Consider the following 22,243-nt stretch of genomic DNA (forward strand, 5'->3'; position numbering starts at 1 on the left):
TGTCGGATTCGTTCGCAAGATGAAGTCACAACCATGGTGCGGCGCGTCACGCTTGCGTGATGGTTGTTGCGCCAAAAGAAAAAGCCCCGGCGGACCGGGGCTTTCTGCTTGCGTCTTCGGCGAAGGCCGGCGCTTACCTGGTAGCCGCCTCGTAGCGCTCCAGCACGTAGTCCCAGTTGATGAGGCTGTCGACGAAGGCTTCGAGATATTTCGGGCGGGCGTTGCGGTAGTCGATGTAGTAGGAATGCTCCCACACGTCGACGCCGAGGATCGGGTCGCCGCCGTGGACCAGCGGGTTCTCGCCGTTCGGGGTCTTGGAGATCTCCAGCTTGCCGTCCTTGACCGAGACCCAGGCCCAGCCCGAGCCGAACTGGGTGGTGCCGGCATTGATGAAGTCGGCGCGGAACTTGTCGTAGCCACCGAGATCGGAATCGACCGCCTTCTGCAGCTTGCCCGGCAGGCTCTTGCCGCCGCCGCCCTTCTTCATCCACTTCCAGAAATGGATGTGGTTGTAGTGCTGGGCCGCGTTGTTGAAGAGGCCCTGGTTCTTGCCGAACGAGGCCTTCACTACCTCCTCGACCGACTTGCCTTCCATGCCGGCCTCGGCGGCGAGCTTGTTGCCGTTGTCGACATAGGCCTTGTGGTGCTTGTCGTGGTGATATTCGAGCGTCTCCTTCGACATGAAGGGCTGGAGCGCCTCGTAGTCGTAGGGCAGTTCGGGAAGTTCAAAGGCCATGGAAAATCTCCCTTCATGGATCGGTGGGGCGTACGATACCTCCTAGATAGGCGCGGCGCGCGACGGCGCAACGCCCATCCCGGATATGTTCCTTAGCGCCTATCGCACAGGTGTGGAATGCGCCCATTCCCAATAGAGCTCCCGCGCCTTCTTGGCCACGGGTCCGGGCTGAAGATCGCGGTTCTCCATGCGAATAACGGGCACGACCTTGGAATGGTTGCCGGTGGAGAAGATTTCGTCCGCGTTCATGAAATCGGCGACCGAAAGCGCCTTCTCGCTGACCCGGTAGCCGGCCGCGCCGAGCAGCGACATGGTGCGCGCGCGGGTGATTCCGGCGAGGAACGCGCCGTTGGCGACCGGGGTGAAGACGTGGCCGTCCTTGACCATGAACACGTTGGACGAGGCGGTTTCCGCCACGTTGCCCAGCATGTCGCGCACCAGCGCGTTGTCGTAGCCGCGCGCCTTGGCTTCCATGATGGCGCGGCCGTTGTTGGGATAAAGGCAGCCGGCCTTGGCGTTGGTCGGCATGGTCTCGACGGTCGGCCGGCGGAAGGGCGACACGGTCAGCGAAAAGCCGCTGGGCGGCAGCATCGGCGACTCGTAGAGGCAAAGGCAAAAGCGGGTAGTCTCCGGGTCGGCCGGCACGCCCATATAGCCGCCGTCCTCGGCCCAGTACATCGGCCGGATGTAGACGGCGGTGTCGCGGTCGAACTTGCGCAGGCCCTCCCATGTCAGCGCCTCGATCTCCTCGGCCGCCATGGTCGGCTTCAGCCCGAGCGCGGTGGCCGAGGCGTTGACGCGCTGGCAGTGAAGGTCGAGGTCGGGCGCGATGCCCTCGAACCAGCGCGCCCCGTCGAACACGCTCGAGCCCAGCCACATGGCATGGCTGCGCGGGCCGAGGATGGCGGGATTGCCTTCGTGCCAGTCTCCGTCGATGAAGGTCCAGGTGCGGCTCCAGGCGGGCGAGGGTCGGCTCATCGGGAATGTCCTTGCTATCGGGATTCTGTCTTTCAGGGCTTGTCTCAAGGCGGGCGAGCATCGAATGCTCTTTGGAAGCCCGCGTCAACCGACAGGAAAGAGGTTCCTTCGGTCCAGCCATAGCTTGCCAATCGCGTTGCTTGACCCCGGCAGAAGATTGGGATTGAAGTCCTGCGCGAAAGGCATGTTCCCATGGCATATTCGGCTTACGTCTTCGACGCCTACGGCACCCTGTTCGACGTGCATGCGGCCGTGCGCCGCCATGCCGGGGCGGTCGGCCCCGACGGCCAGCTCCTGTCGGAGATCTGGCGCGCCAAGCAGCTCGAATATTCGTGGACCCGCACGCTGATGGGCAGCTATCGCGACTTCTGGCAATTGACGGAAGAGGCGCTCGACTATGCCTTCCGCAAGGTGCCCACGGCCGACCCCGCCCAGCGGCAGAACCTCCTCGACGCCTATTGGCAGCTCGATTGCTACCCCGAGGTGCCGGCCGTGCTGAAGGCGCTGAAGGCGGCGGGCGGGCGAATCGCGATCCTGTCCAACGGCTCGCCCGCGATGCTCGAATCGGCCGTCCGCTCCGCCGCGCTCGACCTCGTCGTCGACGAGATCTTCTCGGTCGACGCGGTGCGCCGGTTCAAGACCGACCCGCAGGTCTACGACCTCGTCACCACCGCGTGGCGGCTCTATCCGCAGGCGGTGTCGTTCCAGTCCTCCAACCGGTGGGATATTGCCGGGGCGCAGAAATTCGGCTTCCGCACGGTGTGGATCAACCGCTCCAGCCAACCCGACGAATATCGAGACCACGAGCCGGAGCTGATCCTGCCGTCGCTGGAGGGGATGCTGAGCGCCATGTGAGCGATGCGACCGTCCGAACAGCACGGAATGTTACCGCGATGCAACAGACGGGTCTCGCTCCGGCGTTTGCGATTTGTTATCCATGTTTCGAGCAAATTTCGTGACAGCTTCTCCGCCCGGCTGGAATCGGGCGCGGTTTCAGGGGGAAAACCGTGCCGTACCCGGTCGTTTCAAAACCTGCCTTCAATAGCCCCGATGGAGCCGACGTGACCGCCGCCCTTGACAAGAATCCGCTTTCCCGACGCGCGCTGCTGGTCGCAGCGTCGGCGTCCGTCGCTTCGGTGGCCCTCGCGGGCTGCACCACCACCGAGGGCGGCCGCAGGCCGGGCGAGCGCCAGCCGGCGGAGCCGCCCGCGCCCAGCCTCGGCTCGCCGGCCGCGATGTATGCGGCGGTCAACGATGGCGGCCACGCGATTCCGGCCGTGCCGTGGGAGAAGATCAACAAGCGCTACCTGCGCCAGATCGTTCCGGACCCGACGGGCGAGGCGCCCGGCACCGTGGTCGTCGATACCGGCAACCATTTCCTTTATGTGGTGCAGCGGTTCGGCCGCTCGGTGCGCTACGGCGTCGGCCTCGGCCGCCAGGGTTTCGAATGGTCGGGCAAGGGCGTCATCGAGTGGAAGCAGCACTGGCCGCGCTGGCATCCGCCGGCAGAGATGATCGAGCGGCAGCCCGAGCTGAAGAAATACGCCACCGAATACGACCCCAAGACCAAGGAATGGAAGGGCGGCATGGCGCCCGGCGTCAACAACCCGCTCGGCGCGCGCGCGCTTTATATCTACCAGAACGGCAAGGACACGCTCTACCGCCTGCACGGTTCGCCGGAATGGGCGTCGATCGGCCGGTCGGTGTCCTCGGGCTGCGTGCGCCTGATCAACCAGGACGTGATCGACCTCTACGACCGCGTGTCGGAGAAGTCGCCGATCGTCGTTACCTCGGGCCTGCGCGTCACCGCCTGAGGCGGCTTTCCGCGTGGGCGGATATGTCTTGAAGGGCGGATAGCAAGCGCGGGTATGTGCGGGCGAGCCTTCTCAAGAAGGCCGCCGCCTCCGCATCGCGCCCGATCGTCAACGGGTATTGCAACGAACCGATCAACAGGGCTTGCTCGAAGGCAATTTCTGCCGCGTCGGCTCCGCCAATCCGCGCAAGGCATGTCGCTGCATCGGCAAGCCGCCTCGCACCCACCCGCACGGCGAAGTGGACCAGGTGCCCGCGCGCATCGTCGCTGCATCCAGCCTCGATCATGCCTGCCAGACGCTCGGCGGCCTCGCTATTGCCAACGGTGCCTTCCGGCACATGCCATGCGTGTTCCATCGACAGCCACCGTATCGCAGCGGGCAGCGAGGCCCGGATCACGTCATCTTCCCGAACCTCGCGCACGCGGCGAAAACGGGTCCGCATCGTATAGGACTCGCCATAGTCGATGGTATCCGCTCGCCACGCGATGAGAAAATCATCGAGCGGCAGGGATGCGAAAGGGTAGCCTTGCGGGTCGTGCATCCGCACCCATCCGTCGTCCACGGCAAGCACGACGACATAGTGGTCCGCTCCCATTGGACTATCCATGCCGGGCTGATGCCGCAGGTTGCCCATCTCCACGGGGCCGACCCAGACCGGGCCTTCGGCGAGCGCCGATCCGAGCCGGGCAAGCGCATCCTCCGTGCTGCCGCCCTTGGTGACGGTCGAGGTCCAGCCCATCGCGTCGAGAGCCGTATCGAAACCGGCTTCAGGGGTCCATCCATAGGGACCGAAGAACGGCAGGGCGCCGCCCAAAAGCTGCATGCCGAAAGGGCTGCTGGTGGCGAACTCGATGACTGCTGTCGACGGCGCATCCCTGCCAAGCATCATCGCGAAAGAATTCGCGTAGCAGTATGGCCCGGAGCCGATATAGGGAACATGCTTCATGAGATTGCCTCCGACATGAATGCGAGAGGCACGACAAGAGCGGCATTTTCTCAAAAATTGTCAACGGTCGTCGCGGGATTCCCGAAGCCGCAGCAAGAACGACTGCACGGCATCGGCACTCGCATACGGCCGCTATCTCTTCCGCAGGCTGCCCAGAATCCCGCGCACCAGCTCGCGGCCGAGGGTCGAGCCGACGGTGCGGACTATCGACTTGATCGCGGTCTCGGTGACGCTCTGGCGCTGGCGGCCGCTGCTGCGCGTCGGTGCGCGGCGCGGGGCTTGCCGGCTGCCGCCGCCGTCGAAGTCGGGGAGGGTCCAGCCGGAGCCGGAGTCCGAGCCGGCGCGCCGGTCGCCCTGCCGCCCGTTGCGCTGGCGCTCCTTGTCCTCCTGCGCGCGGCGGTCGTCGTCCTCCTTGGCCTTCGCCGCTTCCTCGGCCCGCTTCTGGAGGATCTCGTAGGCGGATTCACGGTCGACCGTCTCGTCATACTGGCCGGCGACGGGGCTGAGGCCCATCACCGTCTTGCGCTCCTCCGGCGTCACCGGGCCCATGCGCGCCGAGGGCGGGCGGATCAACGTGCGCTCGACCATCGAGGGAATGCCCTTCTCCTGCAAGGTCGAGACCAGCGCCTCGCCGGTGCCGAGCTGGGTGATGGCGGTGGCGCAGTCGAAGTCGGGGTTGGGACGGAAGGTGTCTGCCGCCGTCTTCACCGCCTTCTGCTCGCGCGGCGTATAGGCGCGCAGCGCGTGCTGGATGCGGTTGCCGAGCTGCGCGAGCACCGTTTCCGGCACGTCGAGCGGGTTCTGGGTGACGAAATAGACGCCGACGCCCTTGGAGCGGATCAGCCGCACCACCTGCTCGACGCGTTCGAGAAGCGCGCGCGGCGCCTCGTTGAACAGGAGATGCGCCTCGTCGAAGAAGAAGACGAGCTTCGGCTTGTCCGGGTCGCCGACCTCGGGCAATTCCTCGAACAGCTCGGACAGGAGCCACAAGAGGAAGGTGGCGTAGAGGCGCGGGCTGCTCATCAACTTGTCGGCGGCCAGCACGTTGATCGCCCCGCGCCCGTCGCGCGTCGTGCGCATCAGGTCGGCGATCTTGAGCGCCGGCTCGCCGAAGAAATTGTCGCCGCCCTGTTGCTCCAGCACGAGGAGCTGGCGCTGGATCGCGCCGACCGACTGGCGCGAGACGTTGCCGTAGCGCGCGCCGATCTCCTGCGCCCGCTCGGCCATGTTGGCCAGCATCGCCTGAAGGTCCTTCATGTCGAGAAGCAGCAGCCCTTCCTCGTCGGCGATGCGGAAGGCGATGTTGAGCACGCCTTCCTGCGCTTCCGACAGGTTCATCAGCCGCGACAGGAGCAGCGGGCCCATCTCCGACACGGTGGCGCGGATCGGGTGGCCCTGCTCGCCAAACAGGTCCCAGAAGATGACCGGGAACTCGGCGAACTCGTAAGGGTCGAGTCTGATGGTCTCGGCGCGCTTCAGGAGGAAATCCTTGGCCTCGCCCATCATCGAGATGCCGGCGAGATCACCCTTGATGTCGGCGCAGAACACCGGCACGCCGGCGCTGGAGAAGCCCTCGGCGAGGATCTGCAGCGTCACCGTCTTGCCGGTGCCGGTCGCGCCGGTGACGATGCCGTGGCGGTTGGCGAATTTCAGCAGCAGCTCTTCCGCCTTCTGGTAGCTGTCGTCCGGCTTGCGGCTCGCCCCGAGGAAAAGGGCGCTTTGCTGCTGATCCCACATCTGTCGTCTCCGATCCTGTCCGGATGCCGGTATAGCCAGCGCGCTTGCCTCTGCCAATGCGCGTCGCGCAAGGGAAGCCGTTGCCGAATGAACACACGAGGAATGAATCGGTCCGGCAGGGGCGCCAATCGGCCCATGCTGCATTGCAGGGCTGTTCTTGCGACCCTATCTTGCCGGGCGAGTGTTGCCCTGGATTCTTCTGCGTCCGGGCACGCACGGGAGAAGACATGGAAGCGGCGATCATCAGCACCGGCAGTTTCGCGCCGATCGGCCGTTCCCAGTGGCTCGAATCGTCGAGGACGGGCGCGCCGCTGTCGCCGTCCTATGCCGATCTCCAGTTCGAGAAGCTGCGCCAGAACGGCTCGGAAAGCGCGGTCGACGCGCATCCGGGCGCGGCATGGACGATCGTGCAGCGGGTCGACGACATCGACGCGCGCCGGGCGAACCACCAGGCGCAGGACGACGTCGCGCAGGGCGCGACGGGCCTCGCGATCATCTTCCAGGACGCGCCCAACGCCTTCGGCTACGGCCTGCCGGCGAAGCCCGAGGCGCTCGCCGCCGCGCTTCATCACATCCCGCTCGACCAGGTCTATCTGCGCATCGATGCCCATCCGGCGAGCCGCGCCTCCGTCGACTGGCTGATCGAGCTGATGCGTCGGCGCAAGATCGATCTCGAGCGCATCAGCCTGTCCTTCGGCATCGACCCGGCGGCGATCTTCGCCGGAACCGGCGCGCTGCGCATGTCGATCAAGGCGCTTCACGCCTCCATGCCGCAATCGCTCGCCCATTTCTTCGCCATGGGCATCCCGGCGGTGCTGCTCGAGGCCGACGGGCGCCTCGTCCACAATGCCGGCGGCACCGAGGCGCAGGAGCTCGGCGTCATGCTGGCCTCGGCCGTGTCTCACCTGCGCATGTTCCAGGAGGCGCGCCAGCCGCTAGTCTACGCCGCGCCGCATATCGGCTTCGCGCTCGCCGTCGACCAGAACCAGTTCCTGTCGGTCGCCAAGCTGCGAGCCCTGCGGCGCCTGTGGGCGAAGGTGCAGGAAATCTGCGCCATTCCGCCCATCCAGGCCAAGATCCACGCCGAGACGTCGTGGCGGATGCTGGGCGCGCGCGATCTCGACACCAACGTGCTGCGCACCGCGCTCGCCGCCTTCGCCGCCGCCGCCGGCGGCGCCGACACGATCAGCGTCCTGCCGCACACGCTGCCCTGCGGCCTGCCCGAGGAGCGGGCGCGGCGGGTGGCGCGCAACGCGCAGCTCGTGCTCGCCGACGAGACGCACCTGTCCTTCCTCGGCAGTCCTTCGGCCGTCTCGGAGGAGCTCGACATCCTCGCCGCTTCGCTGTGCGAGGCGGCGTGGGAGGAGTTCCGGCAGATCGAGGCAGAGGGCGGGCTGCTGGCCAGCCTCGCCGCCGGCCATGTCCAGCGGCGGATCGCCGAGACACGGGCGTTGCGGCTGGAGCGGATGCGCGAGGAACCGCGCCGCGTCGCCGACGAGGCCGGCGAGGCTCCGGCCGTGATCGTGCCGGCCGCGCAGCGGCGCGAACCCTCGCCGGAAGGCGTGGTGTTCTGCGAAAGGCTGCCGGCGATCCGGTTCGACGAGATGCTGGGCGAGGGCTAGAGCAGCGGGCGTTCCGGCGAACGCTGCTTCCGCTGCTCCAGCTTCTTTTCCTAGCCGCATTTATGCGACGCGAGACGATTCCGTCTGACTGCAAAATGCTCTAAGCCCACCCTTTCCGCCGGCCGCCGCGCCGGCGTCTCCCGCCTCGTTTCTCCTCGTGGCATGCGACGTGCTTCGCTTCCTGCGGACCGCAGGGAGTTGTGCCGAAAATGAACAGACGCAGCCTGATCGCTTCCGCGCTCGGCCTTGTCGCCGGCGGGGCCGCATCACGCCCGGCCGCCGCGCAGCCGCTGGCGGACCTGACCGTGACGGCGGCGATCCGCGGCTCGATCGATGCCTCCGAGTTCGGTATCTGGCCCGACGCGCTCGACGACCAGAGCCGCGCCTTCCGCCGGATGCTGGACAAGGCGGCCGAGCGCGACGCGCCGGTGTTCCTGCCGCCGGGCAATTACGTCGTGTCGAACATTCGCCTGCCGCGCAACGTCAGGCTCGCCGGCATTCCGGGCGCGAGCCGCATCATCTACAGCGGCGACGGCTATCTGTTCGCGGCCGAGGACGCGGCGACGATCGACCTTTCCGGCCTGATCTTCGACGGCGCCAACCGCCCGCTGGGCGCCGAGGCGCAGGCGCTGGTCGAGATGCGCCGGGTCGAGGCCTTCACCATGGATCGCTGCGAGGTGATCGGCAGCGGCGGCTCTGGCGTCGCGCTGGAGCGCGTGTCGGGCCGCGTTGAACGCTCGACCATTGCGGGCGCCGCCGCCTACGGCCTTTATTGTGTCGAGGCGGGACAGATGCAGATATCCGGCAACAGCGTGCGCGACTGCGGCGAGGGCGGCATCCTCGTCCACCGCTGGCAGAAGGCCGGCGACGGCTCGCTGGTCAGCGGCAACCGCATCGAGCGCATCGGCGCCAGAAGCGGCGGCACCGGGCAGTACGGCAACGGCATCAACATCTTCCGCGCCGGCAACGTCATCGTTTCCAACAACCACATCGCCGATTGCGCCTTCTCGGCCGTGCGCGCCAACAGCGCCGACAACGTGCAGATCCTCGGCAACCAGTGCCTGCGCTCGGGCGAGACGGCGATCTATTCCGAATTCGCCTTCGAGGGGGCGGTGGTGTCGTCCAACCTGGTCGACGGCGCGGCCAACGGCATCTCGCTCGTCAATCTCGATCAGGGCGGCCGGCTCGCCGCCTGCACCGGCAACGTCGTGCGCAATCTTGTCGATCGCCCGCCTTACGAGCCTTACTTTCCGGACGTGACCGCCGCCTTCGGCACCGGCATTTCGGTAGAGGCCGACGCGGCGCTGACCGGCAACGTCGTCGAGGGCGCGCCGCGCTACGGGTTCCTGATCGGCTGGGGGCCGTTCCTGCGCAACGTCACTGCCACCGGCAACGTCGTGCGCGCCTCGCGCGAGGGCTTTGCGGTGTCTGTGGTCGAGGGCGCGGGCTCGGTTATCATCGCCGACAACGTCATCGACGGGGCGGAGCGCGCGGTCGTCGGCTATCGCTGGCTCGACGCCGCCACCGGCGACCTCGCGGCGGGCGACGGCGGCAATTTCCGCCATTTGCGGGTCGAGAAGAACCTCGTCAGTTGAGTGGTTCCGCCGGCCTGAGCGCACCGACCTCGATGCCGTTCCAGTTCTTGAGGACGGGACGGGCCATTTCGCCCATCGTCGCCGAAAGGCCGGGATCGCTTGCCAGCAGTTTTTGCAGGACGGCGGCGACCGCCACCTCGGCGGCGCGGGCCGCGCCGTCGTCGCATCTCAGCGCGATGCCGAGGCCGAGCTCCGGCACCGCACCGCAATAGACGCCTTCCGCGCCGACCTTGACCATGACGCGCCCGCCCGCCGCGCGCATCAGCCGCGTGTCGAGCCGGTCTGTGCCGGCGACAAGGAAGGGCTCGGCCATGCAGGCCTCGATGAGCCGCCGCGCCGCCGTCGCACGGGCGGGGGCGAGGCCGGTGCCCGTCGCCATGCGGGCGAAGCCGTGGGCGAGGTTTTTCAGCGGCACGGCATAGGTGGGGATCGAGCAGCCATCGGTGCCGCAGGCGGACACCGCGTGCGCCGCCCCGGTCACTCCCTCCATGGCGTCGCGCACCGCCTCCTGCGCGCCGTGGCTTGCCGCGACATAACCGCGATGGTCGAGGCCGGCGTGGCGGCAGGTGCAGAGGAAGCCGGCATGCTTGCCCGAGCAGTTGTTGTGGAGAGGCGAGGGGGTCTTGCCGGCAGCGGCGAGGTCGAGCGCGGCTTCCTGCCGCGTCGGCCAATGCGCGCCGCATTCGAGCGCGTCCTGGTCGAGCCCGGCTTTCGCCAGCATGGCGGCGGCGAGCGCGGCGTGCTCGGTCTCGCCCGAATGGGAGGCGCAAGCCAGCGCCAGCTCGCGCTGGCCGAAGCCGTAGGCGTCGGCCGCGCCGGATTCGACGAGCGGCAGCGCCTGGATCGCCTTCACCGCCGAGCGCGGGAAAACCGGGCGCTCGACGTCGCCGAGGACAAGCACGGGCGTGCCGTCGCCGTCGACCACCGCGACCGCGCCGCGATGGCGGCTTTCGACCGTGCCGCCGCGCAGCACCTCAACCAGAACCGGGTTTGCCATGACATCCTCTGCCGAACGATGGGATCGGCATAGCCGGGCGCGCGGGCGGATGCAAAGCCTATCGCGGCGACCTATCGCGGATCGGATCGCATCAGGCCGGCGGCCATGAAGCCTCCGTCGACGGCGAGCGTCTGGCCGGTGATATAGCTGGCGGTCGGCGAGAGCAGGAAGGCGATCGCGGCCGCCACCTCGTCCGGCTCGCCACAGCGCCCCTGCGGCACGCGCTCCAGCCAACGGCGGCGGGTTTCCTCGCCGGCACGCGCTGCGTCGGTGTCGAGCGGGCCGTGCGCAATGAGGTTGACCCGCACGTCGCGCGGGGCGAGCTCCAGCGCCAGCACTTCAGAGACCAGCTTGAGCCCGGTCTTCGACGCGCCGTAGGCGAGAAGGCCGTGGCTGGCACGCAGGCCGGAGACGGAGGCGACATTGACGATGGACAGCGCGTCGCCCATGCGCTCCACCGCCGCTTTCGCCACCGTGAAGGCGGCGACGAGATTGGCGTCGAGCACCTGCCGCAGCAGCTCGACGCCGGTTTCCATCGCCGGCAGGTCGCAATACGCGCCGCCGGCGTTGACGAGGCCGCCGAGCGGGCCGAGCGCGTCGACAGCCTGATCGAACGTGTCGGCGATCTCGTCTTCGTCGGTCGGGTCGGCGAAGAGGAAGATGGCGTTCTCGCCGGCCAGCATATCCTCGGCCGACGCAAGGGCCTCGCGGTTCGTGTCGAGGATGGCGACGGGCCAGCCATCATCGAGGAGCCATTCGACAGCGGCGAGGCCGATGCCGGAAGCGCCTCCGGTGACGATGGCGGATGGCTTCATGCCGCTCCTATTTGATCCGTTCGAGAATCGACACGTAGTTGGCGACGGCCGCGCCGCCCATGTTGAAGACGCCGCCGAGCTTGGCGCCCTCGACCTGGATGCCGCCGGCCTCGCCGGCGAGCTGCATGGCGGAGAGGACATGCATGGAAACGCCGGTGGCGCCGATGGGATGGCCCTTGGCCTTGAGGCCGCCGGAAGGATTGACCGGCAGGCGGCCGCCCTTCTGCGTCTGGCCTTCCAGCGCGACCTTCGCGCCCTCGCCACGCTTCGCCAACCCCATCGCCTCGTACTCGATCAGCTCGGCGATGGTGAAGCAGTCATGCGTCTCGACGAAGGAAAGGTCGTCGAGCGTGACGCCGGCGTTCTTCAGCGCGCGGCCCCATGCTTCCTCGCAGCCGTCGAACAGCAGGATGTCGCGCTTCGACATCGGCAGGAAGTCCTGCACATGCTCGTTGGCGCGGAAGGCGATGGCGCGGCGCATGCCGAGCGCGGTCCGCGTATCGGCGAGGACGATGGCGGCGGCGCCGTCGGAGACCAGCGAGCAGTCGGTGCGCTTCAGCGGGCCGGCGACGAACGGGTTCTTCTCGCTCTCGTTGCGGCAGAACTCGTAGCCGAAATCCTTGCGCATCTGGGCGTAGGGGTTCTCGACGCCGTTCTTGTGGTTCTTGGCCGCGATATAGGCCAGCGCGTCCGACTGGTCGCCGTGGCGCTGGAAATAGGCGGCGGCGATCTTGCCGAAGACGCCGGCGAAGCCGGCCGGCGTGTCGCCGTCTTCCGGCAGGTAGGACGCCTTGAGGAGGTTCTCGCCGATCTGCGGGCCGGGCGTCGTCGTCATCTGCTCGACGCCGACGACCAGCACCACGCGCGCGGCGTTGGCATCGATGGCGCGGATGCCCTGGCGCACGGCGGCCGAGCCGGTGGCGCACGCGTTTTCCACGCGCGTCGCCGGCTTGAAGCGCAGGCGGTCATCGGCCTGGAGCACGAGGCTGGCGGTGAAATCCTGGGCCGAGAAGCCGGCGTTGAAGTGGCCGAGCACGATCTCGTCGACCGCGTCGGGGCCGATGCCGGCATGGTCGAGCGCTTGCGTCGCCACCTTGACGATCAGGCTCTCGACGGTCTCGTCGGCCAGCTTTCCGAACGGCGTATGCGCCCATCCCACGATGCAAGCGGTCATTTTGTCTCTCTCCCTCGGCTTGAAGAATAGCACAGCCGCGTCTCGCTCGCGCGGCCGATTATTGTTCAATTATGAACTTGTTGTGCAGCGCAGTAAAGCGGCGAATGGCCGGCCGCTGGCCGGCCGTGACGGATTGCGGCTTGGCATGACGGTATGAGGGGCGCTAGGCACCGGATGGAATAGTATATCCGGGGCATGCGCGCGCGGAGGGCGGGAACGATGACAGAGGCGGATTTCGTGATCGTCGGCTCGGGCTCGGCCGGGTCGGCGATGGCGTATCGTCTTTCGGAAGGCGGGAAGAACACGGTCGCGGTGATCGAATATGGCGGCACCGACTACGGCCCGTTCATCCAGATGCCGGCCGCGCTGTCCTACCCGATGAACATGCGCCGCTACGACTGGCGGTTCGTGACCGAGCCGGAGCCGCATCTGGGCGGGCGGGTGCTGGCGACGCCGCGCGGCAAGGTGCTGGGCGGCTCCTCCTCGGTCAACGGCATGGTCTATGTGCGCGGCCATGCCCGCGATTTCGACCACTGGGCCGAGCAAGGCGCGACCGGGTGGTCCTTCGCCGACGTGCTGCCCTACTTCCGGCGCATGGAGAACGCCGCCGGTGGCGAGGAGGGCTGGCGCGGCACGGACGGGCCGCTCCATGTCCGGCGCGGCCCGCAGCAGAACCCGCTCTACGCGGCGTTCGTCGAGGCCGGCCGGCAGGCGGGCTTCCAGACGACGCGCGACTATAACGGCGCGAAGCAGGAAGGCTTCGGCCCGATGGAGCAGACCATCCACAACGGAAGGCGCTGGTCGGTGGCCAACGCCTATCTGCGCCCGGCGCTCAGGCGGGGCAATGTCGGGCTGGTCAAGGGTTTCGCCCGCCGCGTCGTCATCGAGAACGGACGGGCCGTCGGCGTCGAGGTCGAGACGCGGGGCCGGGTGCGCGTCGTCAGGGCAAGGCGCGAGGTGATCGTCGCCGCCTCGTCGATCAACTCGCCGAAGCTGCTGATGCTGTCGGGCATCGGCCCGGCGGCGCATCTGAAGGAACACGGCATCGAGGTCGTCGCCGACCGGCCGGGGGTGGGGCAGAACCTCCAGGACCATATGGAGCTGTACATCCAGCAGGAATCGCTCCAGCCGATCACGCTCTATTCCAAGCTCGGCCTGTTCTGGAAGGCGCGGATCGGGGCCGAGTGGCTGTTCTTCAAGACGGGGCTGGGGGCCTCGAACCATTTCGAGGCCGCGGCCTTCGTGCGCTCGCGCGCCGGGGTCGACTATCCCGACATCCAGTACCATTTCATCCCCGTCGCCATCCGCTACGACGGCAAGGCGGCGGCCAAGGCGCACGGCTTCCAGGCGCATGTCGGGCCGATGCGCTCGAAATCGCGCGGTGCGGTGACGCTGCGCTCGGCCGACCCGTGGGAGCGGCCCGTCATTCGCTTCAACTACATGTCGCATCCCGACGACTGGGCCGATTTCCGCCACTGCATCCGGCTGACGCGCGAGATCTTCGGCCAGCCGGCCTTCGACCTCTATCGCGGGCGCGAGATCTCGCCCGGCACGGATGTCGAGACCGATGCGCAGCTCGATGATTTCATCAGGGCGCATGCGGAAAGCGCCTACCACCCCTGCGGCACCTGCCGGATGGGCGGCAGGGACGACCGGGAAGCGGTGGTCGACCCCGAATGCCGGGTGATTGGGGTCGAGGGGCTGCGCGTCGCCGATTCGTCGATCTTCCCGCGCATCACCAACGGCAACCTCAACGCGCCGTCGATCATGACCGGCGAGAAGGCGGCCGACCACATTCTCGGCCGCAAGCCGCTGACCCCGTCCAATCTGGAGCCGTGGATCAATCCCAACTGGCGGGAATCCGACCGTTGAGCTAGACCGGAGAGACCGGAAGCCCCCTTCGGAGAAAATGGCACATGAAGCAGAACCAGCTCTACATCCTTATCGGCGCGCTGATCGTCGTCGTCATCGGCCTCGGCATCTATATTTTCCAAGAGCAGTCGAAGCCGTCCGGCGTCGAGATCAGGCTCAACGAATCCGGCATCTCGATCCAGGAGAACTGAGACCCCCGGCAAGGAGACGCGGCATGAAAGCCCAGCCAAAGGCATCGCACTACATCAACGGCCGGTACGTCGATGACGAGCAGGGCCGGCCGCTGGAGGTCATCTACCCGGCCACCGGCGAGGCGATCGCCAGGCTTCATGCCGCCACGCCCAACATCGTCGAGCTGGCGGTGGAGGCCGCGCGCGCCGCGCAGGACGAGTGGGCGCGCGTGCGCCCGGCCGAGCGCGGCCGCATCCTGCGCCGCGCCGCCGACATCCTGCGCGCCCGCAACGACGAGCTCGCCCGGCTGGAGACGCTGGACACCGGCAAGCCGGTGCAGGAAACCGAGGTCGCCGACCCGGCCAGCGCCGCCGAGGCGCTGGAGTTCTTCGGCGGCGCGGTCGCCGCCTTCCACGGCGACTATGTCGATTTCGGCGGCGGGCCGTTCGCCTATACAAGGCGCGAGCCGCTCGGCGTGTGCGTCGGCATCGGCGCCTGGAACTATCCGATCCAGGGCGTGGGCTGGAAATCGGCCCCGGCGCTCGCCATGGGCAACGCCATGGTGTTCAAGCCGTCGGAGAACACGCCGCTCTCGGCGCTGGCGCTGGCCGAGATCTACACCGAGGCCGGGCTGCCGGACGGCCTGTTCAACGTGGTGCAGGGTTTCGGCGAGGTCGGATCGGCGCTCGTCACGCACCCCGAGGTCGCCAAGGTGTCGCTGACCGGCTCGGTGCCGACGGGCCGCAAGGTGCTGGCCGAGGCCGGCGCGCGGATGAAGCACGCGACGATGGAGCTCGGCGGCAAGTCGCCGCTGATCGTCTTCGACGACGCCGATGTCGAGAACGCCGTCGGCGGGGCGATGCTGGCCAATTTCTATTCGACCGGGCAGGTCTGCTCGAACGGCACCCGCGTCTTCGTGCAGGAAGGTATTTATGACCGCTTCCTCGAACGGCTGACCGAACGCACGGCGAGGATCAGGATCGGCGATCCGCTCGACCCGGCGACCCAGATGGGACCGCTGATCAACCGGGCGCAGCTCGACAAGGTGAGAAGCTATATCGCCATCGGCCAGGAGGAGGGGGCGCGGCTCCACCATGGCGGCGGCGAGCCGCAGCTGCAGGGCTTCGAGGGCGGGTTCTTCATCGAGCCGACCATCTTCACCGGGGTGCGCGACGACATGCGCATCGCCCGCGAGGAAATCTTCGGCCCGGTGATGAGCGTCCTCACCTTCCGCGAGGAGGGCGAGGCGATCGAGCGCGCCAACGACACCGAGTTCGGCCTGTCGGCCGGGGTGTTCACGCTCAACCTGCCGCGCGCCCACCGGGTGATCGCGGAGCTGAAAGCGGGAAGCTGCTGGATCAACCACTACAATCTGGCGCCCGTCGAGCTTCCCTTCGGCGGCTTCCGGCAGTCGGGCGTCGGACGGGAAAATTCGCTCGCCGCTCTGGCGCATTATTCCCAGTTGAAGTCGGTCTATGTCGAGACGGGCGACGTCGACAGCCCCTACTGATCTTTATCGCTTTTCGTCGTCTTCGACACTTGCGGGCAGGGCATGCGGGCGCTATAAGCCCGCCCTGTCGGTCGCGGAGTGTAGCGCAGCCTGGTAGCGCACCTCGTTCGGGACGAGGGGGTCGGAGGTTCGAATCCTCTCACTCCGACCAACATTTTATAAAATCCCGAAAACCCTGAAAATCCATCGCCTTGCCGGCTCCTGCTCATGCAATGCGGGCGCAACCCGGCTGCGCGCGAAGCCGCTTCAGGGCCTGCATCAGGGCGATGTGGCGGTTCAGGTCGTAGCTCCAGTGCCGCCTGAGGCCGCGCAGGCGCTCGCGCTCGACGAGGCGGGCGAGCCGGCGGCGCAGGCGGTCCTTCTCCTGCGGCGCGGCGGCGAGCGCTTCCGCGAGGTCGACGCCGCAGGCGAGGAAGAAGGCGACGGCCTGCCGCGCCTCCTCCGTCTCGCGCCGCTTCCGCGCCGAGAAGGCGCGCGTTTCGTCATCAAGTCCAGCCATCGAATGCTCCGCTGCGGAAAGTGCCCGGCAATCTTCCGGGCTGGCGGGCGGGCGTGGACAAAGCCTGGCGGGCGCGATGGGGACGGTGGGGAAAACAGACGCGGAATCAACAGGAAGGGAAATTCTCCCGAGTAATCAGTTCTCTATTTGTTCACTTTCAACGGCATCCCTGATATAAGAAGATATTCCTATGAATAACGGGGGCGCAGGTGCGTGCAGCGAAGGTGAAATGGCGGGGAGCCCGATCCGGCGAGGAGAAGGACCCGGCCCGGCGTGACGGGCAGCTTCGCGCCGACGCCGAAAAAGGCGGGAATGGAACCGACGGCCGGGCGGATTCCGGCTCGGGCCGGTCCGGCGGCGTGGGGAAATCCCGTCCGCGGGCTGTGCCGGCCGCCGCGGCGGCGTCGCCCGACGCAGCGCGCGACCATGTTCTCGCCGCCTGCGAGGGCGTCATCGACATCGCCGCCATATTGTTCAACGTGTCGGGCAAGGATTTGCGCAGCCCCCGCCGCTCGACGCTCGCGGTGAGCAGGGTGCGCCAGATCGCCATGTATGCGGCGCATGTGCGGCTCGGCTTCACCATGGGCGAGGTCGGGCTGGGATTCGGCCGCGACCGCACCACCGTGCTCCACGCCTGCCACCAGATCGAGGATCTGCGCGAGGATGAGGAGTTCGACGACATCGTCGCGCGGGTCGAGCAGGTCATCGCGGTGGCCTTCGGCAAGCGCGCGCAGGACTGACGGCATGACGGACAGGGTGACAGAGCCAGGCCGCGCCGGCGTGCGCGTGTTGCGTTTCCTCGCCGGGGGCGAGGCGCGCCTGAGGCCGGCGGCCGCGCCGGGGCTGTGGCTGCTCGAGCGCGGCGAGAAGGGGACGATGGCGGTCGATGCGGCTCTGCTCGCCGCGCTGGAAGAGCGCGGCATGGCGGCGCGGCACGGGCAGGCGCTGGCCCTGGCGGCGGCGGGCCGGGCGGCGCTGCACCATGGTGCCGTCGAGCGAAGCGAGCCGTTGCTGGCCGCACCCCGCGAGCCGGGACACACCGTTATCGAGACCCGCGATGGCTACGACACCGTCACCGTCAACTGGTCGGAATCGCCGCTGGGGCTCCTGCATAGGCGCAAGGGCAAGGACGGCAAGCCGTTCATCGACGCGCGCGAGTTCCGCGCCGGCGAGCGGCTGCGGGCGGACTATACGAGGGGACAGATGATGCCGCGCCTCGGCGTCAACTGGGACGCGGCCGGCTCGGCCGGGCGGCGGCGCGGCGAGGGCGGCGGCATCGCCGACCTGACGGACGCCGCCCTTGCCGCGCGCAGGCGGGTCGAGGCAGCGATCGAGGCGGTCGGGCCGGAGCTTGCGGGCGTCCTCATCGACATATGCTGCTTCCTGAAGGGTGTCGAGCAGGTGGAAAGTGAGCGCGGCTGGCCGGCGCGCTCGGCCAAGGTGGTGCTGAAATCGGCGCTCGGTGCGCTGGCGCGCCACTACGATCCCGGCCGGGGCGGAAAAGACGGCCGCTCGGCGCGTCCAGCGATCCTGCACTGGGGGGCGGAGGATTATCGGCCGTCAATCCGGCAGTCTTGACGGGGAGCAAAGCGCAGGGCGAAAATCCTAAAGCGTGTCGCGCCTTATGCGCATCACTGGCACCGCTTGCACTGCCCCTCATCCGGCTGCCGCCACCTTCTGGCCGTGAACGGGGAGAAGCGAACTGCCATCCATGCTTTCGCCAATCGCAAGCGTGGCAAAGAGGATGTGGCGGCGCGGCCGGCATTCCTTCTCCCCGTTCACGGGGAGAAGGTGCCCGAAGGGCGGATGAGGGGCGGCGCAGGCGCTCGAAGATCGCGCGCATCCGGAGCGGGCAAGACGCGACCGGCCTTAGCTATACGGCGGGAGGGGGCTCAGGCCGTCGCGGCAGATGCCGATGCGTTCTCGGCCTCGCGGCGGATGCGCTGGATCATCGAGCGCAGGCCGTTGGCTCGCTGCGGGGTCAAGTGCTCGTCGAGGCCGAATTCGCGCAGGACGGTTTCGGCGTCGGTGGCGAGGATCTCGGAGGCCCTGCGCCCGGAAAACAGCGCCAGCACGATGGCCACGAGCCCGCGCACGATATGGGCGTCGGAATCGCCGAGGAAGGTGATGACCGGATCGCCGCCCGCGCCGCGGCTGGTGTGGAGCCAGACCTGGCTGACGCAACCGGGGACCTTGTGCGCGTCGTCGCGCGCCTCTTCCGGATAGGGGGAAAGGCCGGCGCCCAGCTCGATGATGTAGCGGTAGCGGTCCTCCCAGTCGTCAAGGAAGGAGAAGTCCTCGCGGATGCTGTCGATCGTCGCGCTCATGCGGCAAGGATATAGGGCAGAGGGCCGCCGCTGTCACTCCTGAACCGCCCGCTCGCGGCCGCCGCGGTTACTCCTGAACCGCCCGCTCGCGGGCGGTGGGAACCGGCACGGAGCCGGTGTGCAGCGGCTCGCTCTCGCCGGCGGCGGTGATCTGCGCCGGCTGCTCGCCGAACTTGTCGTCCAGCATGTCGTAGGCGATGCGCGCGCCTTCGCGCGCCCGCACGCCGATGGTGTGGACGGCAGAGCGCCCGACCTCGCAGGCTTCTGGGCGGCGCTCGCACAGGCCCGACACGTCGTCGATGACGGCGCGGGCGGCGAAGAAGGTCTCGAGCGCCCCGACGGTCGGCTCGCCATTGCCGTTCGTGCCGCCGAACGGAATGATGAGCAGCACCAGCGACAGCCAGAACGCGGACTTGATAAGGAATCCCATTTCCACACCCTCTGTTGCCCCACGGAGACCTTGCCCCTTTCCGTGAGCGAACCGACCATACAACGGACAGGCAAAGGACGGCTTGCCGCGCCGATTCGCATTGTCGTCGAATTCGATTCAAATTTTAGCGTTTCCAACCTGGCTAAAGTTCGCGGCAAATGCAGCAGGATGATGCCGGCGGGCCTCGTATTTCGCAAGATATTGAAAATACGGGGAGATTGGCGCTGCCGCGTTTCCGCGGTCCGTCGCGGCACGCGGCGCGGCGGGCAGGAATCGCCGTTACCGTCCGTTTACCATGAGTGGAATTATCCGGTGCCGGAGCGGGGAAAAACCCCCGGCGGAGGGCTGCGGCCGCCCTTCGGCGCGCCGCGTTTATTCATTCCTTAAATCCCCGGTGCGAGGGTCCGGACAAAGAGTTCGGCCCGCAAAGGCGGGCGGCGTGAAGGTGCGTTGAGTTGGGTGCACGGACAGGGACATTGAACGGCTGGGCCGCCGGCGTGGCGGCGGGGTTCGAACGCCTCGTCCACCCCGGCGTGACGGGCGAGGACAGGGCGCGCCAGCGCCGGCTGCTCGGCGTCCTGCTTGCCGGTCCCTTCGTCGTTTCGGCCGCCGTCGCGCAGGCGGCGTGGCCCTTCTGGGGTGTTTCCGGGGTTCTCGCCATGCTGTGCGCCCTGTTCGGGGCGAGCTGGCTGATCGCCCTTTCCGTTGTCGCCCGCGGCCGCGCGCGTGTCGCGCAATGGGTGGCGCTGGGCGGGGCGACCGTGCTGGCCGGCTCGGTGGCGGCGATGTCCGGCGGCATGGCGTCGCCTGTTGCCATGCTGATCGCGGCAATTCCCCTCGAAACATGGTGGGTCTCCCGCTCGCGGCGCGAGACCGTCGTGGCTTCTCTGATGGCGGTTGCCGCCGTGGTGGCGGTCGCGTCGGTGTCCGCCCCGGCCGGTGCCGCGGTCTCGGCCTGGCTGTGGATCGCGCCGGCGCTTTACGGCGCGACTCTGGCGCTGCGCGGCGGTTTGAGTGACGCGGCCGTCGCCGCGCCGGAGGCTGCCGAGAGGACGATTCCGGAAAGCGGACTCGACGCGGTCGTGGTGCGGCTGTCGCGCAACGGCGAGGTCGAGAACGCCTCGGCGCAGGCGGCACGCATCTTCGGCGTCGAGCCGGAGCTCTTGCTCGGCAACGGCCTGTTCGAGCGCATCCATGTCGCCGACCGGGTGGCTTTCCTGTGCGCGGCCTCGCAGGCGCGCGACGAGGGCCGGCCCGCGCGCTGCGAGGCGCGGATCAGGCTGCCGGCCGGCGAGGGCGGCAGCGTCCATCATCCTTTCGAGATCGAGATGGCGCCGGTAGGCGTCGGCGCTGTGGCGGCTATTCTCCGCGACGGTCGCGAGAAGGCCGAGCTGCGCGAGCGCGTGGCGCGTGCCGGCGAGAAGATCGATTCGGCGGAAATCTCCAAGGGCCGTTTCCTGGCGACGGTGAGCCACGAGCTGCGCACGCCGCTCAACGCGATCATCGGCTTCTCCGACATGCTCCTGCATCGCGAGATTTCCGGCGAGCTGACGACCAAGCAGTCGGAGCATGTCGGCCTGATCCGCGATGCCGGCAACCATCTGCTTTCGGTGGTGAACGCCATCCTCGACGTGTCGAAGATCGAGGCGGGGTCGTATCCGATCACCGTCGAGCCGTTCGACCTGAAAAACGCGGTCGAGCTGTGTCGCGCCATGCTGGAGCCGCAGGCGCAGGAGCGCGGCGTCACGCTCGCCGCAAATCTGCCGCATGGATTGGGACAGGTGCTGGGCGACCGGCGGGCGGTGCAGCAGATCCTGCTCAACCTCCTGTCGAACGCGGTGAAGTTCACGCCCAAGGGCGGGCAGGTCAACGTCAACGCCTCGTGCAGGGCGGGCATGGTGCGCATCTTCGTCAACGACACGGGAATCGGCATCGCCGGCGACGACCTCGCCCGGCTGGGCACGCCGTTCACGCAGGTCCAGAACGACTATACGCGCCAGTTCCAGGGAACGGGGCTCGGCCTCTCCCTCGTCAAGGGGCTGGTGAAGCTGCATGGCGGCACGATGAGCATCGAAAGCGCGCCGGGCCTCGGCACCACGGTCACGGTCGGCCTGCCGGCCGCCGACCCGCAGGGCGACGGGACCGCGCAGGACGACGAAGCAGACGAGACAGGGGAAGAACGATATGGCACCGCGCTCCGCAAGATTGCGTGACAGCCGGCGGCCGGCAGGCGACTTCGACGACGAGACCGGCGGGCTGGCAGGGTTCCTCATCGAGAATCGACGGGCGGTGGGAAGCCTGACGGCCTTCGCCGTCGTCTTCTCCTATGTCGCGGCCAACGCGATGTGGTATCAGCCGCACGCCCATTCGGGGCCGTTCTTCGCCACCCGCTCGGTCACGGCGCCGATGCCGCAGCAGGACAGGATGGCGCAGCCTGACGCCGAGGTCGATGCGGCCGCCGTCGAGACCATCATCCGCATCGAGCGCGAGAAGCTCAACGCCCGCGAGACGCCGGATGCCGTGCCGGTCGAGACCGCCGCGCTGCCCGCGCCGAAGGGCGACCCGGTGGTCGAGGACGTGCAGCGCATCCTATCCGGCCTCAACCTCTATTCCGGCAAGGTGGACGGGCTGACCGGGCCGCAGACCCGCTCGGCCATCGAGGCCTACCGCAAGATGGTCGGCCTGTCGGCCTCGGCCGAGATCGACGATAACCTGATCGCCCAGCTCGGCGCGAAGCCGCGCAGCGCGGCCGGCGCGCCGCCGCTGCCGCAGGGCTCGCCGGGGACGGACATGATCGAGACCTCGTCGGCGCCGCCGCGCGGCGACACGATGGTGCTGCGCATCCAGGCGGGCCTGAGGGCCTTCGGCAACGACGGCATCGAGATCGACGGGGTCGTCGGTTCGCGCACCCGCACCGCCATCCTCGAATTCCAGTCGTTGTTCGGACTGCCTGAGACCGGCCAGCCGGACGAAGCGCTTTACGCCAAGATGCGCGACATCGGCCTGACCGACTGACCCGC

Annotated in this window: 22 protein-coding genes and 1 tRNA gene; 13 read left to right on the plus strand and 10 right to left on the minus strand. The window is 68.0% G+C overall.

Translation table 11 applies throughout. From position 1 onward, the window contains the following. Window positions 1-133: 133 nt before the first annotated feature. Entirely contained in the window at window positions 134-736 is a 603-nt protein-coding gene (locus M9945_RS09050) for a superoxide dismutase (protein WP_367944233.1), read from the minus strand. Between the two features lie 99 nt (window positions 737-835). Beyond that, a complete protein-coding gene (locus M9945_RS09055) occupies window positions 836-1,714 on the minus strand; it encodes a branched-chain amino acid aminotransferase (RefSeq protein WP_367944234.1) in 879 nt (292 codons plus the stop codon). Window positions 1,715-1,906: 192 nt separating this feature from the next. Here M9945_RS09055 and M9945_RS09060 point away from each other — a divergent pair, with 192 nt between their 5' ends. Continuing rightward, on the plus strand, window positions 1,907-2,569 hold the full coding sequence (locus M9945_RS09060; RefSeq protein WP_367944235.1) for a haloacid dehalogenase type II: 663 nt from the start codon (window positions 1,907-1,909) through the stop codon (window positions 2,567-2,569). 206 nt (window positions 2,570-2,775) lie between these two features. Further along, a complete protein-coding gene (locus M9945_RS09065; RefSeq protein ID WP_367944236.1) occupies window positions 2,776-3,528 on the plus strand; it encodes a L,D-transpeptidase in 753 nt (250 codons plus the stop codon). Here M9945_RS09065 and M9945_RS09070 read toward each other — a convergent pair. Next, window positions 3,518-4,474: a hypothetical protein gene (locus tag M9945_RS09070; protein ID WP_367944237.1), complete on the minus strand. Its 957-nt coding sequence runs from the start codon at window positions 4,472-4,474 to the stop codon at window positions 3,518-3,520. The two genes, M9945_RS09065 and M9945_RS09070, sit on opposite strands and share 11 nt — an antisense overlap. Window positions 4,475-4,606: 132 nt before the next feature. Next, window positions 4,607-6,211 (minus strand): helicase HerA-like C-terminal domain-containing protein, encoded by a 1,605-nt coding sequence (locus tag M9945_RS09075; RefSeq protein ID WP_367944238.1) that lies wholly within the window; start codon window positions 6,209-6,211, stop codon window positions 4,607-4,609. 227 nt (window positions 6,212-6,438) lie between these two features. Between M9945_RS09075 and M9945_RS09080 the strand changes: the two genes are divergently transcribed. Further along, window positions 6,439-7,833, plus strand: coding sequence for a methylmalonyl-CoA mutase family protein (locus tag M9945_RS09080; protein ID WP_367944239.1), 1,395 nt, complete (start codon window positions 6,439-6,441; stop codon window positions 7,831-7,833). Window positions 7,834-8,042: 209 nt separating this feature from the next. Continuing rightward, window positions 8,043-9,428: a TIGR03808 family TAT-translocated repetitive protein gene (locus M9945_RS09085; protein ID WP_367944240.1), complete on the plus strand. Its 1,386-nt coding sequence runs from the start codon at window positions 8,043-8,045 to the stop codon at window positions 9,426-9,428. Here M9945_RS09085 and M9945_RS09090 read toward each other — a convergent pair. The 3 genes from M9945_RS09090 to M9945_RS09100 form a co-directional block, all read right to left on the minus strand. Beyond that, complete coding sequence (locus M9945_RS09090; RefSeq protein WP_367944241.1) at window positions 9,421-10,425, minus strand: asparaginase; 1,005 nt, start codon at window positions 10,423-10,425, stop codon at window positions 9,421-9,423. The genes M9945_RS09085 and M9945_RS09090 overlap by 8 nt on opposite strands. Before the next feature lie 71 nt (window positions 10,426-10,496). Beyond that, window positions 10,497-11,240 (minus strand): SDR family NAD(P)-dependent oxidoreductase, encoded by a 744-nt coding sequence (locus M9945_RS09095; protein WP_367944242.1) that lies wholly within the window; start codon window positions 11,238-11,240, stop codon window positions 10,497-10,499. A 7-nt stretch (window positions 11,241-11,247) separates the two neighbouring features. After that, the gene (locus M9945_RS09100) at window positions 11,248-12,414 is read right to left on the minus strand and encodes an acetyl-CoA acetyltransferase (protein ID WP_367931260.1); all 1,167 of its coding nucleotides are present in this window, start codon (window positions 12,412-12,414) and stop codon (window positions 11,248-11,250) included. Between the two features lie 219 nt (window positions 12,415-12,633). On the opposite strand from M9945_RS09100, the gene betA reads away from it, so the two are divergent. From betA to M9945_RS09120, 4 genes are all read left to right on the plus strand, one after another. Beyond that, window positions 12,634-14,286, plus strand: coding sequence for a choline dehydrogenase (betA, locus tag M9945_RS09105; RefSeq protein ID WP_367944243.1), 1,653 nt, complete (start codon window positions 12,634-12,636; stop codon window positions 14,284-14,286). Between the two features lie 44 nt (window positions 14,287-14,330). After that, the gene (locus M9945_RS09110; protein WP_367930539.1) at window positions 14,331-14,477 is read left to right on the plus strand and encodes a hypothetical protein; all 147 of its coding nucleotides are present in this window, start codon (window positions 14,331-14,333) and stop codon (window positions 14,475-14,477) included. A gap of 23 nt (window positions 14,478-14,500) precedes the next feature. Further along, window positions 14,501-15,967 carry a betaine-aldehyde dehydrogenase gene (gene betB / locus M9945_RS09115; RefSeq protein WP_367944244.1) on the plus strand — a complete coding sequence of 489 codons (1,467 nt, stop codon included), beginning with the start codon at window positions 14,501-14,503 and terminating at the stop codon, window positions 15,965-15,967. A 74-nt stretch (window positions 15,968-16,041) separates the two neighbouring features. Then, window positions 16,042-16,118 (plus strand) — tRNA-Pro (locus tag M9945_RS09120). Window positions 16,119-16,172: 54 nt separating this feature from the next. Here the strand turns inward: M9945_RS09120 and M9945_RS09125 are convergent. Further along, entirely contained in the window at window positions 16,173-16,466 is a 294-nt protein-coding gene (locus tag M9945_RS09125) for a cytoplasmic protein (RefSeq protein WP_367944245.1), read from the minus strand. 209 nt (window positions 16,467-16,675) lie between these two features. On the opposite strand from M9945_RS09125, the gene M9945_RS09130 reads away from it, so the two are divergent. Next, a complete protein-coding gene (locus tag M9945_RS09130) occupies window positions 16,676-17,206 on the plus strand; it encodes a helix-turn-helix domain-containing protein (protein ID WP_367944246.1) in 531 nt (176 codons plus the stop codon). A 4-nt stretch (window positions 17,207-17,210) separates the two neighbouring features. Then, a complete protein-coding gene (locus M9945_RS09135; RefSeq protein ID WP_367944247.1) occupies window positions 17,211-18,044 on the plus strand; it encodes a DUF6456 domain-containing protein in 834 nt (277 codons plus the stop codon). A gap of 314 nt (window positions 18,045-18,358) precedes the next feature. Here M9945_RS09135 and M9945_RS09140 read toward each other — a convergent pair whose 3' ends face one another. After that, window positions 18,359-18,793, minus strand: a complete 435-nt coding sequence (locus M9945_RS09140) for a SufE family protein (protein WP_367944248.1) — start codon at window positions 18,791-18,793, stop codon at window positions 18,359-18,361. A 67-nt stretch (window positions 18,794-18,860) separates the two neighbouring features. Then, window positions 18,861-19,223: a DUF5330 domain-containing protein gene (locus M9945_RS09145; RefSeq protein WP_367944249.1), complete on the minus strand. Its 363-nt coding sequence runs from the start codon at window positions 19,221-19,223 to the stop codon at window positions 18,861-18,863. 42 nt (window positions 19,224-19,265) lie between these two features. Here M9945_RS09145 and M9945_RS09150 point away from each other — a divergent pair, with 42 nt between their 5' ends. The 3 genes from M9945_RS09150 to M9945_RS09160 all read left to right on the plus strand — a co-directional run bounded on the left by M9945_RS09150 (window position 19,266) and on the right by M9945_RS09160 (window position 22,238). Beyond that, the gene (locus M9945_RS09150; protein ID WP_367944250.1) at window positions 19,266-19,610 is read left to right on the plus strand and encodes a hypothetical protein; all 345 of its coding nucleotides are present in this window, start codon (window positions 19,266-19,268) and stop codon (window positions 19,608-19,610) included. 89 nt (window positions 19,611-19,699) lie between these two features. Beyond that, entirely contained in the window at window positions 19,700-21,436 is a 1,737-nt protein-coding gene (locus M9945_RS09155; RefSeq protein WP_367944251.1) for a sensor histidine kinase, read from the plus strand. Continuing rightward, complete coding sequence (locus M9945_RS09160; RefSeq protein ID WP_367944252.1) at window positions 21,408-22,238, plus strand: peptidoglycan-binding protein; 831 nt, start codon at window positions 21,408-21,410, stop codon at window positions 22,236-22,238. Before M9945_RS09155 ends, M9945_RS09160 begins: the two co-directional genes overlap by 29 nt. The last annotated feature ends 5 nt before the right edge of the window (window positions 22,239-22,243 follow it).

The organism is Aquamicrobium sp., assembly GCF_023954335.1.
Lineage (GTDB): Bacteria > Pseudomonadota > Alphaproteobacteria > Rhizobiales > Rhizobiaceae > Aerobium.

Excerpts from the sequence above, each read along its gene's own strand:
- M9945_RS09090 (WP_367944241.1), bottom strand. The coding sequence starts at position 10,425 with ATGGCAAACCCGGTTCTGGTTGAGGTGCTGCGCGGCGGCACGGTCGAA.
- M9945_RS09160 (WP_367944252.1), top strand. The coding sequence starts at position 21,408 with ATGGCACCGCGCTCCGCAAGATTGCGTGACAGCCGGCGGCCGGCAGGC.
- betA (WP_367944243.1), top strand. The coding sequence starts at position 12,634 with ATGACAGAGGCGGATTTCGTGATCGTCGGCTCGGGCTCGGCCGGGTCG.
- M9945_RS09070 (WP_367944237.1), bottom strand. The coding sequence starts at position 4,474 with ATGAAGCATGTTCCCTATATCGGCTCCGGGCCATACTGCTACGCGAAT.
- M9945_RS09085 (WP_367944240.1), top strand. The coding sequence starts at position 8,043 with ATGAACAGACGCAGCCTGATCGCTTCCGCGCTCGGCCTTGTCGCCGGC.
- M9945_RS09095 (WP_367944242.1), bottom strand. The coding sequence starts at position 11,240 with ATGAAGCCATCCGCCATCGTCACCGGAGGCGCTTCCGGCATCGGCCTC.
- M9945_RS09080 (WP_367944239.1), top strand. The coding sequence starts at position 6,439 with ATGGAAGCGGCGATCATCAGCACCGGCAGTTTCGCGCCGATCGGCCGT.
- M9945_RS09110 (WP_367930539.1), top strand. The coding sequence starts at position 14,331 with ATGAAGCAGAACCAGCTCTACATCCTTATCGGCGCGCTGATCGTCGTC.
- M9945_RS09140 (WP_367944248.1), bottom strand. The coding sequence starts at position 18,793 with ATGAGCGCGACGATCGACAGCATCCGCGAGGACTTCTCCTTCCTTGAC.
- M9945_RS09055 (WP_367944234.1), bottom strand. The coding sequence starts at position 1,714 with ATGAGCCGACCCTCGCCCGCCTGGAGCCGCACCTGGACCTTCATCGAC.
- M9945_RS09060 (WP_367944235.1), top strand. The coding sequence starts at position 1,907 with ATGGCATATTCGGCTTACGTCTTCGACGCCTACGGCACCCTGTTCGAC.
- M9945_RS09145 (WP_367944249.1), bottom strand. The coding sequence starts at position 19,223 with ATGGGATTCCTTATCAAGTCCGCGTTCTGGCTGTCGCTGGTGCTGCTC.
- M9945_RS09125 (WP_367944245.1), bottom strand. The coding sequence starts at position 16,466 with ATGGCTGGACTTGATGACGAAACGCGCGCCTTCTCGGCGCGGAAGCGG.
- M9945_RS09050 (WP_367944233.1), bottom strand. The coding sequence starts at position 736 with ATGGCCTTTGAACTTCCCGAACTGCCCTACGACTACGAGGCGCTCCAG.
- M9945_RS09135 (WP_367944247.1), top strand. The coding sequence starts at position 17,211 with ATGACGGACAGGGTGACAGAGCCAGGCCGCGCCGGCGTGCGCGTGTTG.
- betB (WP_367944244.1), top strand. The coding sequence starts at position 14,501 with ATGAAAGCCCAGCCAAAGGCATCGCACTACATCAACGGCCGGTACGTC.
- M9945_RS09075 (WP_367944238.1), bottom strand. The coding sequence starts at position 6,211 with ATGTGGGATCAGCAGCAAAGCGCCCTTTTCCTCGGGGCGAGCCGCAAG.
- M9945_RS09100 (WP_367931260.1), bottom strand. The coding sequence starts at position 12,414 with ATGACCGCTTGCATCGTGGGATGGGCGCATACGCCGTTCGGAAAGCTG.